We start from the raw sequence: 15085 nt of genomic DNA on the forward strand, positions 1-15085 counted from the left end.
CCTCACCCCCTAGCCTCACCATGTTCTTAAACCACCACCTGCATCACCCCGTTCCCTTTGACCGTATCCTTCCCAATCTGAAGGCACTGCCCCCAAAAAAGGTAGGGGAGGAAGGGGACAAGATGCCCCTCATAGGTTAACGCGCCCGTAAACCCACTGATCGGGCTGCTGCTGTGCGTTCGCGTGGAATGGCTGTAGATCGTGTGCCATTTGGTATCGTCCTTCACCAGCCGCACCTCTGCGGCAGCGCTCAGCAGCGATTCGTAGGGTGAGGGGATGGTATTGCCGCCATACGCCGCTTGAATGAGATCAAACCGTTCTAACAAGCGCCCCATGACCACCCGAAAGGCTGGCGTGCGCACGGGCTCCCCCCCATCGATCAGGCGGGTGGGCGTCAGAAAGCGCAGTGTGACCTGTTTGGGGGCAAGGAATTCAACATGGTTGGCAATATGTTCTGCTGTGACACACAATTGGGGGCGGCGCACGGCGTTGTATCCGGGCTGCATCAGAACTTCATAAGCATCGGTGAGAAGGTTTACCCCTTCTACGGCATGAACATCAAACCGCCCCCGTGTGGCGCCGATTCCCTTCCTTCCCATCTCTGGCAAAGCGAGGGCAACATAGGGAAACAAGGTGAAGGCTTGCCCCAAAAAGGTGACACCAAACTGAAAGCGCATCCCAGAAGGGTACTGACGTAAATCGCCCTGCTGCGGCGGGCGGAGGGTGAAGGCACGAGGGACATCCTTCCCGCGTTGGGCATTGGCATCTTCGCGCAGCATGAGCCAACAGACCGGACAGTGATCGGCATTTTCTGGTGTGTGCTGGTTGTGATCATGACCTGTTTGCGCACAGAGTGCCTCGTAAAGCGCTCCGCGTAACTGCGCTCCGGGCTGTTCGCCAAAGGTGATCGGATCGCGTGCCTCCACTGTGAAGCGGAGATGATAGATGGTCAATCCCTCCATGAGTCCTCCTTAGTCCGCTACGCGCTCGTAAAAGGTGAAGGAACGGCTTGCCCGCCGTACCTTGTAAGGCAGTAAGACGGGGCGCAGCAGACGATGCGTTCCCAATTCCAGTTTTCCCTTCCCCTTGTTTTCAGCATAGATGTTCACCCGTTGAAAGGTGGTTTCCGTGCTTGTATCGTCCACCTGCTGAATGATCCGATTCAACGGCAGCATCTCGCCAAAATCACCATTCAGCACAATGTAACCATCGGGAAGGGTATCTTGAAAGGTGGGATAATGTTGGGCTTGGACGAATGATCCACGCTTGCCTAAGGATTGAATCCCAATAAGCCAGCGGGCAGCCCGTTCTTCGCTCAGCGCGGCTGAAAACGGCAGATCAAGGGCGATCCCAAACAGCCCATCCAGATAGGCATATTCGCGGTAGGCGATGCTCGCCCCCAACGGTCCCGCATTGCGCCCCCCCCCTACCGTTTCCTGTTCATCCCCTTCGGAGGGGTCTTCGATGCTCTCGGTGATCGGTTCTTCATCCTTCTTCTCTTTTTTGGACGTGTCGGTGCGGCGGAGTTTCCACACCTTTGCAAAGGTGTTGTTGACGACAATCCGCGCTGGCGGACGGATTGCCACGTTTGCCCCGGCAAGGGTCAGCCACAGGTGTTCCCCTTCAGCAACTCCCTCCGTCCGGCAGATCACGTCCAAAAGCGCCATCTTCACCGCAAAGGGTGTCGGGATCAGCAGCGTTTTCCCGCCGGACGATGTGCTGGTGGCGGGTTTCAAGGAAAAGAGCGCCGTCGCTTCAAAATCAGCAGCGATCCACATGAGTTGATCCTTTCTGTCTCCATAAACACGCCGAGAGGCGAGATGATCGGCATCTCGGCATGTCCTAATGTTTGTATCCTTAGGCGTGGCTGTAACGCAGCGTATAGGGCGACGAACTCCCAATCAAGCCCGACATTTGCTCGGTGAATTCCGCCAGCGAGTTAAATTCCGCCGTTTTAACCACATCGGGACGAATGGGGTCAAGGTTACGGCGAATCGCCTCAATCTCTGTCTTATAGCCATCCTTCAGCGGGCTGACTGTCGGAGCGGGCGTTGCCCCGCTGCTGATGGCGATCACCCCTTCAAAATTGAGGAGATGGGGGCTTTGCGTGCTGCGCATTGCCCCGCGTGGTTCAAGGAAGGTGTAGAGCAGGCTTTCCATCAGGCGTTCGTAGCGCGTTTGGCGCTGCCCCTCCTCAATGGCATAGGTCTGGTTGATGTCGTTGAAGCCAATCCGCGCTGCCTCCACCGCGACAATCACCGCATAAACGCCTGAGGATGCCGGACGGTGGAAGATTGCCTGACCGAGGTTTGAGCCTTCCTTGTCGGTTGCGGCGGCGTCCTCTTGGCGTTTGCCCTGTCCGCGCTCGCGGGCATATTTCACATGGAAGTAGCTGTCCGTCGTCGTCACTTCGGGGACGCCCACCACCCATCCAAACTCTACAAGGCTTTTGCGGGGGAGGCTGTTTTTCCCCTCAGTGACGAGAATCCCCTCAATGTCATCCATCCCACACATCTGGAGCAGGCGGTTTAGTTTTTCCACATCAGACACTTTATCCCGTTTTACATACTCAATGAAATCAGGGTCGGCGTTGATGCGGTTGGCATTGAAGGTTTGGCAGCCCTTGCACAGCGGCACGCCGCCCCGTTCGCTGATCAGCCGGTGAAGGTGTTCCGCCTGAATGTGTTTCCACATATCCCCGCTGATGGCGTTCACGTTATGGAGGCGTCCATCTTGGGCAACAATGTTGACCATCCGCGTCTGAATCTGATTGCCTTCGCTGCCCTCGTTGTTCAGGCTGTGCAGGTCAAGCGTGGCGCGGGCGCTGATGGTCAGATTGTAGACTGATATTTTATCGGACATGGTTCAAGATTCCTTTCTGGTTCGGTTAGTCGTTTTGGTCGGATACATCGTCGCTCTCGGCGGGCGGCGCATCGGCGTCACCAGCCGGACCAACGCGGGCATAGCCATAGGCGATCAAGAGATTGGCAATCAGCGGAGCGCCATACTCATCAATCAAGGCGATGATCGCCTCCAGATCGCTCGTCGTTACATCGCGCCGGAAAAAGCGCCTATCTTCGGGGTTGCCAACCTTTGTCGAACGCTCAAGAACTTGGGCGTTTTCGGCGTTGTACTTATGGATGAACTCACTGAGTGCGGTCACAAATTCATCGGGATAGCGCCCCTTCCGCGCCAAGCCTTGGTTCAACCCATAGCGAATGTCATAGCGTGGGCGCGACTCTTTTGCTTTGGCAAATTGCGGGCTAACGGTGCTTTGCCGAATGGCGGCGGCAATGTTCTTAAAGCCCTCATTCTTCAAAATCGAGTGCAGCCCTTTTTCCTGATTCGATGTCGGGGTGGTCATCATTCCTCCTGTGATCCGAGAATAGCGGTTTCTATAAACTGGATGGAAAGTTGGTGGGCATATTTGCCGCGCTCGCGCCGCCCCATCCAATAGCTGGCGTAAGCGGTGGTGAAGTCAAAGAAGCGGTTCAATTCGCCACCGGAGACAAAATCACGCAGGGCGGAGAGCAGGTTGTAGCCATCGCCGGTGTTCTCCTCAAGTCCATAGGTCAATCGTTTCAGTTCATCCAAAGCCTCCTTTGCCGCTTGCAGGGATGCGTTATCGGCTGCGCTGATCCAGCTTGGCAGCCCGATGAAGGCAAGGTTCATCGTCGCCGGGGAGTTCCCCAAACTTTTGTAGAACGCCGTGTGAAAGCCGCTCACCAGATTGCGAGGGCGGCGTTTTTTCAATAGCATGTCCTTAAAGCTCACCCGTTGTTCGGCATAGCTGATCAGCGCCTCGCTGTAGAGAACAGCGGCGAGAATATCGGAGGTGATCGAGAGGCGGCTCACCTGCATTGCCTCCCGAAAGCGCCCCATGATCGCCCGATGATCAGCGTAATCAATATCCTGGGGGGCAAGGATGTAGGTTTTGCGGTCTTTCCCACCCTTCACCAGCCGCGTGATCGCCCCTCCAAAGAAGCCCGTCGCCTTCAAGACTTCCAAAAGCCAGAAATTATCGACATTGCCCCGGGCGATTGTGGCGATCTTGACGCGGTTCACGCCCATCCCCTGATCGGGGTTATAGAGTTGGAGCGCCGTTGCCCCTGCTGAGATTTTCCAACCATGTTCTTTATCGAGCGCCTTCCATACCATCCATACCCCATCGAGATCGTTTGGAAAGCTGCTGAACAGGTCAAAAAGCAATCCTAACAGCGCACCCTGATCGGCTTGCGCTGCGGTGTGCCACGCCTTCAGAAGGTTGTTGTAGCCGGGCAGCCCCCCCGGATTGATCGCCCGATAGATATCCCAATACGGATCGGGCGGCGGCGGCATTTGGTCGGGGGTGGCGTCTTTATTCGCTTTTCGGAAGGCGAAATAGACTTCATTTGCCGTTTTGCCCTTTTCATAATCAAACTGCCAATAGGCGCTTGGGTCTGGCAAGGTGCTTTGGTTTTTCTTCGTCCGCAGTATGGGTGCGGGCTGGATTGGGTCGGGAAAATTGACGAAATCGGCTTTCGTCAGCGATGGCGAAAGGGCAATCAGCAGGTATGTGCCGCAGTCTTGGAGGCGCAACGTATACCCTTCCTCCCCGAAGTGTCTGGCGGCAATGCGGGCGACAATCTCCGCCCATCCATAGGCAGCTAAGGTGCTGGCGAATCCGCCGCTCTGCTTGTCAACGTAAAAATTCATTGCTCTACATCCTCCTGTCCATAATCGGGCATATGAGTGATATGATTTTGAAGATATTTGAACTCTCTCTGGGCATCCTCTAATGAAATGACTGCTTCCAATGGAGTACGCTGACAAACTGCAAAAGATCGGATTTCACCGAAGCCTTGAGACAACTGCTCATTGAGGAAATCTTCCCATTCATCAAGGCGAACTTGGTCGAGATTCCAAGAAACATTAAAAGTAGGACGGAGTCTGTGAATTCGGTATAACAAGTCAGTGATTTCTCTCCCCATAAAATTTTACAACCCATTAACTGCTACTTCGACACATAGTTATGAGATGAGGATTATGGGGAAATTATTGAGATCTGTCAAGGGGGGTCAATTTCTCAACCCATCCAACAGATCCAATTGGAAAACTCTGGAGTCTGAAACCCTCAAACTCCTTCGCTTTTCATTCAACTCTTGATATACTCACGGTGCAGGCTGAATGCGAGGGTACTGGAACATTAATCTGCTACTTCGCAGGGTGCTTTCCTTGCCCGGCAGCCTGCCTTTTCCTACCCTTCCTTCACTATCCCCACTTGTGTCCCGCGCTGGTCGGCGCGGCGCAGTACCCGCGACAGCAGCATCGTCAGCATGTAGGGAAGTTCCCTCCATTCCTGCGTGATAAAGTCCTTCTCAATGCCCTTTTGTTCCTTCTTTGTGGGAAAACGCACCGCCTTACGTAAATTCGGCAGATCGGGCAGATAGGTTTCTAGCAGCCCCGCCGTGCGCCTTGTCGCCCCTTGCTCTAAATCGAACGGCTCTCTAAGCGACTCCGCATCGGGGCTGTGGTGGCGGGCAATCACGGTGAAAAGCACCTCCAGCAAGGTCTCGTCATCCCCCACCGCCTCCGTGAGGATATACAGCGCGGCAGCCGCCCCCTCAACGGCATGGGGCGGGCGGCTTGCGTGCTTCGCCGTCCGAAATTCCCGATCAAGGCGGCGGTGTTCGGCGGTGTAATTATCCGTATGGGCATACGCCGCCCCTTGCTCGTACTCGTCGGTAAGCCCGATGAAGGTCTGCCACGCTTTCACCCACGCCTGCCATTTCACGTTTAATTTCCCTGTGTCGTGAAGGATCACGGCGAGTTTTGCCATCGTTTGGATTTGCCCTTTGGGAAGATGGTATTTCGCTTCAATCTGAGCGGCGGCATAGGCTGCCTCTATCCACACAGGGGATTCAAATTCCCTGTAAACGCGCTCGATATGCGCCTCATAGGTTTCCAGACGGTAGCCATAGGGGTCATCGGGCTTATTGGTGTTCTCGCCAAGCGGCGGCTCAGCGGGGCGCTCAAAGGGGCGTCCCTCGTTGGGCAAAAATCCTCTTTCTGGGTCATAGCCAGCGAGATCAGGGTGAACGAACAAAATGGCTGCGCCAGCGAATTCCTGCGATCCGCTCACCATCGTCACCGTATATTCGGTGCGGTTCGCTTGGTCGGGATCGGGCTGGCTCACCAGCATTGCTACGCGGTATTCTGGCTCATCCGCCAAATTCTGTGCCAGCCACGTTTTCACATATCCCGCTGCTATGCCGATGTGCAGCCCAAATCCATCCAAACTGTAAGGGGAAAGACGCTTTGCCCGCAGACGTTCCAAAAGCGCCTTCGGATCATCATGAATAACGACTCTCTGTTGGAACATCTCCCGAATCAACGTCGGTGCTTTTTCATAATCGCCACCAACCATCACATCGAACATCCGCTCACGGTGAGGCAACCCCTTTGCCTTCAACTGCCCGCTTATCTGCGCATCTTGCTTCCCGTGAGCGTGGTTAATCACCGCCAACTCACCGGCATAATCAAGGACGCCATTTCGCGCCGCGAATGCCTCCCACGTTTGCCGAATAACCTCTTTATGTTCGGCATACGGGTTGACCTTCTCGCTCAGATCGATTTCCCCCTCGTCGGGATCAAGCGCCCACCGGTAGATATAGACATCGCCCACTTCGCCCTGATAGCGGGCGCAGCGCCCCGCCCGCTGGATGATCGCGTTCGCCGGAGCGAGTTCCGTGTGCAGCGTCTCGCTGGTGATATCCAATCCCACCTCAATGACCTGTGTGGCAACCAAAATGACGCTCCCCGATGAATCCGTTTCGGCATCGGCGGGCTTCCCAAAATGGCGGCGAATATCGCCTTCTATCCGGCGGCGATCCTCTGCTAAAAAGCGGCTGTGCAAGAGGATCACGCGCACCTCATCGGGGGCAGACTGGTTGATCAGGTGTGCCATCGCCTGCGCCCGTTCCACCTGATTACACAGGACGATGCTTCGCCGTTTGTGTGTGGCTAAAACACGCTCTGCGCTGAGCGGTTCATCGAGAGGATGATAACGGCGTGTCTTTTGTTGGGAGGGCAAAGCGGCGAATGCGGCATGGTCTTCTGGCGTCCCGCCGATCACCGTGGCGTTCAATTCCTTCGCCAAATCGTTCAAGAGCGGGGTGCTGAAGGTTGCCGTCATGAGGATGAACGGGCAAACCCCGTTCACGATACGCAGCATTTCCAACGCCGTTGGAAGGGTCGATTCTGGGTCATAAAGATGGAATTCGTCCAAGACAAGGTAGGAGGACAGCACCGCCCCGGCGTTCAGGTTTGCCAAACGGCGCGGCAAACTGAACGGCGCACCGAGAAAACTGCTGAGGAGTTGATCAATCGTCACAAAGGTGAGCGCCGCCTCCAAGCGCGGATCGCGCCGCTGTTCGCCCGTTTGAATATCCACGAGGGGATCGCGGCTGCTTCGTTGGTTCGTCAGGCGAATGGTGGGACTCTTTAAAAAATCACCATATGCGCTCACAAATTGGTTTGCCAACACGCGCATCGGCACGGCGTACAAGCATTTTTTCGGAAAGAGGCGGCTGTTTTCCAGCGCATTGAAAAACGGCTTGAGCGCGGCATAGGTTTTTCCCGCGCCCGGAGGGGCTTGAAGAATAACATTCTTGCCACTCAAAATCGCTTTTCCAACAGCAATCTGAAAAGGAAGAAGATCAAAATCCATCATGATTCTCACCTCGGCAGCCCATATTCATCGACATCCGACTCAATTTCATAGATGTAATTCAACCGTCTAAGATCAATCATCAGTTCCTCACGGAGGGATGGGGGTTCAATGATTTCCACATCCGCCCCCCACCCTCGAATCCATGGGAGCATTTCTTTCGGTTCGCTGACCTCGGCGCTCCATTGCAATCCACCGCTAGGGAGATCGCGGATCGTCTCGCTTGGATGCCAGCGGTTTTCGCGGACGCGCCGTATGACTTGTGGGCTGAAATGGAGGATCACACGGACGGGATCACCTTCGCCCATCCATACCCCCCAGGCATGGTTTAGGAGCGTGTTTTGATCGAAGCTGTCTGGGATGGTGAAGGGGTCGTTTGTGGTGGTGGCTTTTTCCACACGCTCTAATTTGAGCGTCATTAGGGCATCTCGCTCACGGACATAGCCCACGATGTACGTCCCTTCTCCCCAGGGAGATGGCTCAAAAAGATAGGGGGCAAGGTGGTAACTGTGCGCGTTTAGGCTGTGCAGCCCGCGATAGACGATCTTCACATAGTGGTTGTTGAGCCAGCCTTTCGTCAGCGCCTCAAAATGGGTCTCTTTTTGGAGATCGGCGGGGCGTTTGCCCGTTTCGCCAAGCGCCTCGCGGAGCGCCTCCATCATCGGTTTACGCAGCCCGTCTGCCAATTTATCCAGCGCATTGAGGATCGGGGCAATGGCATTGGATGCCTGCCGCGCCATACGCCGAGCGGCAAGGTAGAGAATCAACGACTCTGCGCTGGAAAAATCAAGGTTGTAGCGTAAGTAAGCCGGATCGAGCGCGAAGTATCCATGCCTGACTTCATAAACAGGAACGCCATTATCCTGCAATTCGCTAATGTCCCGTTGGATTGTGGATCGATCTACGCCAAAGTGTTCAGCGATTGCCTCTTTGGTAGTACCTTCATGATGATGTTTAACAAGAATATGTTGAATATCGTTTAGTCGCTGCGCTTTTGTGTAACTTCGACTCATAGATGTATGTCTCGCTAAATCAAGGATACCTCTATGATAAAAGAAAAGTGTGCAAGTATTGCACACACTGCCCGCGAATTTTTTTCACCCTGCGAGGTCGCAAAGGATGTGTTCAGTGGAGAGGATATACCCTCTCCCTCCTTCTCCTCCACAAGGGTGAGGGGGCGACACTCCCCCAACCTCCACAACGTCTGGGAAAAGGGGGATAGTTTTTGGGAGGCGACGCCCCTCAAACCCACCATGTTAGACACACCCCTCGCAAATTCGCTCTAGCCTTTTTTCCGAAAGGTGTGCTATACTTTCCCGGTATATGGTGGCTGTGGTGAAGTGGTATCACGTCTGGTTGTGGCCCAGAAGAACGTGGGTTCGAAACCCACCAGTCACCCCAACAAAAGGGGCGCTCTTTTTATCAAGAGCGCCCCTTTTGATTTGATAGGATTTACGCAGTTGAACGTGTTTACCCTGTATTCATCGAAAGGGAAAGTTTGAGGAGGAAGCCCCTTCAAAAAAATGGATTCCCCCTTCTCCCACTGGGAGAAGGGGGGTAGGGGAAGGAGGGCAACTGCGTAACGTCTATTTGATTTTCCTGATCGTATCCCGTATCCCCTCAGAAAAGGGGATACTGCGCACGCTAAGCAGGATACGCCGCACGCGCCAAGCGCCGCATCACCGCCGCCTGACGATAATGATCGACCTCATGAGCAGACATCAAGAGCAGCCATGCCGCATAGTTGACCTCCCCAAACAAGGTGTTCGTTGTCGTCTTGGTCAGGTCAGCCTTTCCCAATGTCTGGCTAAAGGCAAATTCAATCCGCGTTGTGGCGGCGGTCAGGCTTAGGCGGAGTTCTTCCGCAGGGATACCCACCTTTGCCCCTTCGCCAAACCCCTGTGCCGCCTCTGCAATATGGGGGAGTTCTGAGGCGCTGCTATCCAACAGTTGATTGTAATAGCCATTCTGGGAATAAATAATATGAGTCACCGCCTCACTGATAGACCATGTGGGCGTGTTGGGTGCAATGTATGCCACTTGGGCATCGGTCAGCCCATTCAGCAGGCGGCGAAAGGCAGCGCGGATGCTCCGAAAGGTGTCAATCACATCTGTCAGAGGGTAACGACTGGATGCCTCTAGCCATGTAATCTTTTTTGTGAAGGCATCAAAAATGAGTTCATTAAATGGTTTTTGATCGATGATCATTCAGAGAGTCCTCAGCGTGTTTTCAAATACTTTAAGCTACTGGCGATTTCTTCATTGATCTCTTTACGTCGTTCTGGTGGGGCGCTCATCACAATCTGCGAAGCAAGGCCTCCACCTAAACCGACATAGGTGATTTTCACCGGGTTATCCACCCCTTTCAACTCTTTCACATCGACGAGATTTGCCAGCGGAATAAGAATCATCGGATCGGCGCGGGGAATCAGAGCGATCTCACGGCTGTTGATCAGTAGTTCGCCGGCAACCCCTGACCCACGCATCCCATTGAACCAGTGGTAATGCTCGCCCCAAATCACAGGGAGCAAGCGAACAGCAATTTCTGGGGCAACCGCGGCGGGAGAGCGTCGCAGTGGGGCGGTACGGGGGAGGGGAAGCTCCTCCCCTGCTGTGCTGACTGGCTTCGTCTGGCGGTAATTCTGGGGTGGAAGGATGATGTCGGTGATGTTGTAGTCAATCTCTTCGGTAATTTTCATCAGCCGCACAAGTTCGATGAACGCCGATTTGAACTCGCCACGAAAATCCACCCGCTGGCGGCGCGAAATACGAAAGGGAACGTCACAATCCGCAATAATGAGGGGGATAATGTCCTTTTTTTTCTCAACAAAATAGTGCCATTCATTCGCGACATTTTCTGATGCCACCGCCGCCGGCGAGAGGACGAGGAGCATCGTATCGCTGGCATCCATCCCATCCTTTACCTGATCGTCCCACCCTTTGTTCGTGGTGATGTTATTCACATCAATCCACAGAGTGACCTCATATCTGGCGAAATATTTCTCCAGAATGCGGACGAACTGTAAATCCTCCCGCGCATAGCTGATGAAGACCTTCATCCGTAGCCCCTTCGTGCGTTTGCCGTAGAGGAATTCTAGCCGAAAATACCCGCAGAGTCACCCTCTGAGAAGGGATTGAGAAAGGAAGCGCCGCTCATTCTTCAACAATATAAGCAAACAGCCCATAAGCCGCCAGTAAAAAAAGCCCATCAAGGGACGCCAACATGATCGCCCACGACGCCCAACTACTGAAGGGAAGCCCCTCAACTATGGCGCTGGAAGCGTTTACCGCGGCGATGATTACTGGCAGGGCGATGGGCAGGACGATGATCGGCAGTGTCGTCTCACGGGTGCGAGCATAAATCGCCATACTGCCAAGCAGTGTCCCCACCGCGGCAAAACCGAGTGTGCCAATGAGGATCATCACCCACCAGCCGAGGTGAAAGAGATTCGCATTGAACAGGAACAAGAGCGCCAAGGAAACGACAGCGGCGACGACGCCGGTGAACAGCCAGGCGGTGATCAACTTCCCAAAATAAAGTGCCGGACGGGGAATGGGCGAGAGCAGCAACCCATCCAACGTCCCTTTATCGGCTTCTTGGGCTAAACTGCGCCCAATCCCCACCGTGCTGGCAAAGACCACCGTCACCCATAACACGGCGGGGATTGCTGCACGGCGGGCGTCGGGGCGTGCCTCAAAGGTGTAATAAAATACCATCGTTGTCAAGACACCAAACAGCGACATGGCTGTGATCAGGCTGCGAGTGCGGAACTCTGCCCGAAGGTCTTTCGCGGCAATCTGCCAAGCGGCGCGAATCATCCTGTTACCTCGGCAAAGCGTGCGGGAAGGGTCATCATGCCCCCGGCGGCTACTTCTGCCACAAGACGCCCACTTTTTAGGATCAACGCCCCTTCACAAAGGGCTGCCGCCCGCGTCAGATCATGCAGGGTGAGAAGAATCGTCTTGCCCGCCCCTCGCCATTCCGCAATCAAGGTGTCGAGGAATGCCGCCCCACTGGGATCGAGTCCGGTATACGGTTCGTCAAAGAGCAGCACGGCGGGATCGTGCATCAGCGCACGGGCAAGGGCAAGACGCTGCCCCATTCCTCGGCTGAATGTTCCGGCACGATCCGTCGCCCGTCGCCCCAACCCCACCCGCCCCAAGAGGTCAGCCGCACGGCGTTCGGCATCCGAGCGAGGAACACCGTATAGCGTGGCATAAAACAGAAGGTTTTCAAGGGCAGTGAGATCGTCATAGAGAAGGGTTTGATGCCCGATAAACCCAATATTGGGGCGAACATGCGCCGCTTCCTGCGGGATTGCCCACCCGCCCACCGTCGCTTTTCCCGAGGTAGGGCGGGAGAGTCCAGCAAGGATGCGCATGAGTGTCGTTTTTCCCGACCCGTTAGCGCCGAGGAGAGCAAGGCACGCCCCACGCCCAACAGTGAAGGTGACCTCACGAAGCGCCCGCTGCCAGCCAAACGTTTTTGTCAAATTTTCAGCGCAGATGAGGCTGGAGAGAGTTTCCATAAAAAGGGGCAAGGTATGAGTGAGACTAAATGAATAGTGCTATTCGGCATCCTCACCTTTACATGTAGGGATACCCGTGTCGATGCTCATCGATATGGCTGATTCATTTATTTGCCAACATCATTTGGAATTTGGCGTATACTATATGAGGATTGAAGTATAGCATTCCATTGGAGGATTACAATGCGGACAAAAATCAGTCTACTTCTGATTGCTGTCGTGGTCATGTCGCTGCTTGCGGTTTCGCCCGCTCAAGCCCAAACCCATTTCTTCACTATTGATACAGGAAATAATGGTGGCGGGTGCAGTATGGGTGGTCCTACAGAGACCTTTGGCATCCAACTGAGTTACACATGGCCGGATGCCCCGCTGGATGTCACGGCAACGGTTATTGGCGGCGTGGCTGGGTTATCTGGTTCTTCTAGCAATCAATACCCACAAGGCACAGGGTTGATTAACAACCGTTCGTTCACCTTTAACAGCGTTGCTACACCATCCCCATGGTCGTTCACTGTGCAGTTGGTAGGGTATGCTGCTGGTGTAGCCAAGTACCAAGCCGTGATTAGCATCAGTTGCAGTGCGGGCGGCACAAATTATACAACGGCGATGGTGAGCGGCGGCAGCGTCGAACCAGCCTTCGGCGGACCGGGCTTGCCTGCTGGCAGCAACCTTGTTTTGGTGTTGGCAGAGACCGGCGTTCTCACTGAGGCGGGTGGCAGCCAAACAGGGCTGACAATTAAAGCCTGCAAGACGGTGTTCATCACCCAAACCAGTACCGATGGGCGGTACGGACACGCTTTCGTGCAAGGTGGCTGGATCGATCTGAATAACACGATTGATGTGGGGGAGACATACGGTCAGCCCGGCGGCGATCCAATTTACCCGCCCTGCGTTGGCAAGTAACCCGCTCTACCCCCCTGTAAGCAATGGGGCTTGTGGGAGATTGCCCTCCCGCAAGCCCTGATAAAACGTGAATCAACACAACCCAATAACAAAAAACCCTGAAGTCTTAAAGATTTCAGGGTCATTTTTTTATTTGCATTTAGTATGGGTGAGAGAGGACTCGAACCTCTGACCTTCCGGTTATCAGCCGGATGCTCTAACCAGCTGAGCTACTCACCCGATGAGGAGCGGTCAGGCGGTGCGAAGGCACATTAACCATTGAAACGTGAGGAGAAAGGGCATCCCAGAACAAGCTCAACCGAGTTGGCGACGATGATATTACAGAAGGGGTACTCGTGTTACCTTTCACCCTCATCGCGCACAGACTCTTAGAAAGGAGGTGATCCAGCCGCAGCTTCCGCTACAGCTACCTTGTTACGACTTCGTCCCAGTCACCGACCCTGCCCTAAACGGCTGCCTCTTTGCAGTTAGCCCACCGGCTTCAGGCGTGACCAGCTCCCATGACGTGACGGGCGGTGTGTACAAGGCCCGGGAACGTATTCACCGCCGTATGGCTGACCGGCGGTTACTAGCAACTCCGACTTCATGTGGGCGGGTTGCAGCCCACAATCCGAACTGAGATCGGCTTTCGATGGATTGGCTCCGTGTTACCACTTGGCGACCCATTGTACCGACCATTGTAGCGTGTGTGTAGCCCTGGACATAAAGGCCATGCTGACTTGACGTCATCCCCACCTTCCTCCCTGCTCAACGCGGGCAGTCGGAATAGACACCGTGTAACTATTCCCGAGGGTTGCGCTCGTTACAGGACTTAACCTAACACCTCACGGCACGAGCTGACGACAGCCATGCAGCACCTGTAAACGCTCCCCGAAGGGTCGGTCAGCTTTCGCTTTCCTACCACGTCTATGTCAAGCCCAGGTAAGGTTCTTCGTGTAGCCTCGAATTAAACCACACGCTCCGCTGCTTGTGCGGGCCCCCGTCAATTCCTTTGAGTTTTAACCTTGCGGTCGTAGTCCCCAGGCGGCAGACTTAGCGCGTTGGCTTCGGCACTGAGGGGGTTGAGACCCCCAACGCCTAGTCTGCATCGTTTACGGCATGGACTACCGGGGTTTCTAATCCCGTTCGCTCCCCATGCTTTCGTGTCTGAGCGTCAGAACAGAGCTAGGACGCCGCTTTCGCCTCTGGTGTTCCTCCGGATCTCTACGCATTTCACCACTACACCCGGAATTCCACGTCCCTCTCTCTGTCTCCAGCCTCCCAGTCTGGCATAACCTCGCCCGGTTAAGCCGGGCGCTTTCATACACCACTTGGAAGACCGCCTGCACACGCTTTACGCCCAGTAAATCCGGATAACGCTTGCCACCTACGTTTTACCGCGGCTGCTGGCACGTAGTTAGCCGTGACTTTTTCTAGGGGTACAGTCCTTCCTCGTCCCCCTCAAAAGGAGTTTACGAACCGAAATCCGTCATCCTCCACGCGGCGTTGCTGGGTCAGGCTTTCGCCCATTGCCCAATATTCCTTACTGCTGCCTCCCGTAGGAGTCTGGACCGTGTGTCAGTTCCAGTGTGGGGGGTCACCCTCTCAGGTCCCCTACCCGTCGTTGGCTTGGTGAGCCGTTACCTCACCAACTACCTGATGGGTCGCAGTCCCCTCCCTCAGCCCCGTAAGTTTTCTCAAAGTTTTCTAATGCCTTCGAGGTCATGCGGTATTAGCAACCCTTTCGGGTTGTTGTCCCCCGCTGAGGGGTAGGTCAACTACGTGTTACGCACCCGGTCGCCACTAACGTATTGCTACGTCCGTTCGACTTGCATGTATTAAGCACGCCGCCAGCGTTCATCCTGAGCCAGGATCAAACTCTCCGTCAAGTTGGTGTCCTTTCGGACAGCAGAGAAAGTTCCCTTCCTCTGACGGGTTTTTGACTTTACTGTGCTTGCCAACAGTG

12 protein-coding genes, 2 tRNA genes and 1 rRNA gene are annotated in these 15085 nt (G+C 54.7%); 2 read left to right on the plus strand and 13 right to left on the minus strand.

The features are described 5' to 3' along the window. Positions 1-26: 26 nt before the first annotated feature. The 7 genes from cas6 to HS103_03745 form a co-directional block, all read right to left on the minus strand. A complete protein-coding gene (gene cas6 / locus HS103_03715; protein ID MBE7511910.1) occupies positions 27-953 on the minus strand; it encodes a CRISPR system precrRNA processing endoribonuclease RAMP protein Cas6 in 927 nt (308 codons plus the stop codon). 18 nt (positions 954-971) lie between these two features. Beyond that, complete coding sequence (locus HS103_03720; GenBank protein MBE7511911.1) at positions 972-1778, minus strand: hypothetical protein; 807 nt, start codon at positions 1776-1778, stop codon at positions 972-974. 79 nt (positions 1779-1857) lie between these two features. Beyond that, positions 1858-2862: a DevR family CRISPR-associated autoregulator gene (locus HS103_03725; GenBank protein ID MBE7511912.1), complete on the minus strand. Its 1005-nt coding sequence runs from the start codon at positions 2860-2862 to the stop codon at positions 1858-1860. A 25-nt stretch (positions 2863-2887) separates the two neighbouring features. Next, positions 2888-3364 (minus strand): hypothetical protein, encoded by a 477-nt coding sequence (locus tag HS103_03730; GenBank protein ID MBE7511913.1) that lies wholly within the window; start codon positions 3362-3364, stop codon positions 2888-2890. Further along, positions 3364-4695, minus strand: coding sequence for a hypothetical protein (locus tag HS103_03735; protein ID MBE7511914.1), 1332 nt, complete (start codon positions 4693-4695; stop codon positions 3364-3366). Before HS103_03735 ends, HS103_03730 begins: the two co-directional genes overlap by 1 nt. Positions 4696-5236: 541 nt before the next feature. After that, entirely contained in the window at positions 5237-7711 is a 2475-nt protein-coding gene (gene cas3, locus HS103_03740; protein MBE7511915.1) for a CRISPR-associated helicase Cas3', read from the minus strand. 5 nt (positions 7712-7716) lie between these two features. Continuing rightward, positions 7717-8721: a transcriptional regulator gene (locus HS103_03745; GenBank protein MBE7511916.1), complete on the minus strand. Its 1005-nt coding sequence runs from the start codon at positions 8719-8721 to the stop codon at positions 7717-7719. A 313-nt stretch (positions 8722-9034) separates the two neighbouring features. Between HS103_03745 and HS103_03750 the strand changes: the two genes are divergently transcribed. Continuing rightward, positions 9035-9109, plus strand: a tRNA-His gene (locus HS103_03750). A 243-nt stretch (positions 9110-9352) separates the two neighbouring features. On the opposite strand, the gene HS103_03755 is transcribed toward HS103_03750, so the two are convergent. The 4 genes from HS103_03755 to HS103_03770 form a co-directional block, all read right to left on the minus strand. Further along, entirely contained in the window at positions 9353-9916 is a 564-nt protein-coding gene (locus tag HS103_03755; protein ID MBE7511917.1) for a DinB family protein, read from the minus strand. 11 nt (positions 9917-9927) lie between these two features. After that, positions 9928-10767: a toll/interleukin-1 receptor domain-containing protein gene (locus HS103_03760; protein MBE7511918.1), complete on the minus strand. Its 840-nt coding sequence runs from the start codon at positions 10765-10767 to the stop codon at positions 9928-9930. A gap of 94 nt (positions 10768-10861) precedes the next feature. After that, a complete protein-coding gene (locus HS103_03765; GenBank protein ID MBE7511919.1) occupies positions 10862-11527 on the minus strand; it encodes a heme exporter protein CcmB in 666 nt (221 codons plus the stop codon). Next, positions 11524-12201, minus strand: coding sequence for an ABC transporter ATP-binding protein (locus HS103_03770; protein ID MBE7511920.1), 678 nt, complete (start codon positions 12199-12201; stop codon positions 11524-11526). Before HS103_03770 ends, HS103_03765 begins: the two co-directional genes overlap by 4 nt. A gap of 219 nt (positions 12202-12420) precedes the next feature. On the opposite strand from HS103_03770, the gene HS103_03775 reads away from it, so the two are divergent. Next, entirely contained in the window at positions 12421-13140 is a 720-nt protein-coding gene (locus HS103_03775) for a hypothetical protein (GenBank protein ID MBE7511921.1), read from the plus strand. 145 nt (positions 13141-13285) lie between these two features. Here the strand turns inward: HS103_03775 and HS103_03780 are convergent. Beyond that, positions 13286-13359 (minus strand) — tRNA-Ile (locus HS103_03780). Between the two features lie 150 nt (positions 13360-13509). After that, a 16S ribosomal RNA gene (locus HS103_03785) occupies positions 13510-15008 on the minus strand. Between the last annotated feature and the right edge of the window lie 77 nt (positions 15009-15085).

This window comes from Anaerolineales bacterium (genome assembly GCA_015075625.1).
Classification (GTDB): Bacteria; Chloroflexota; Anaerolineae; order Aggregatilineales; family UBA2796; genus UBA2796.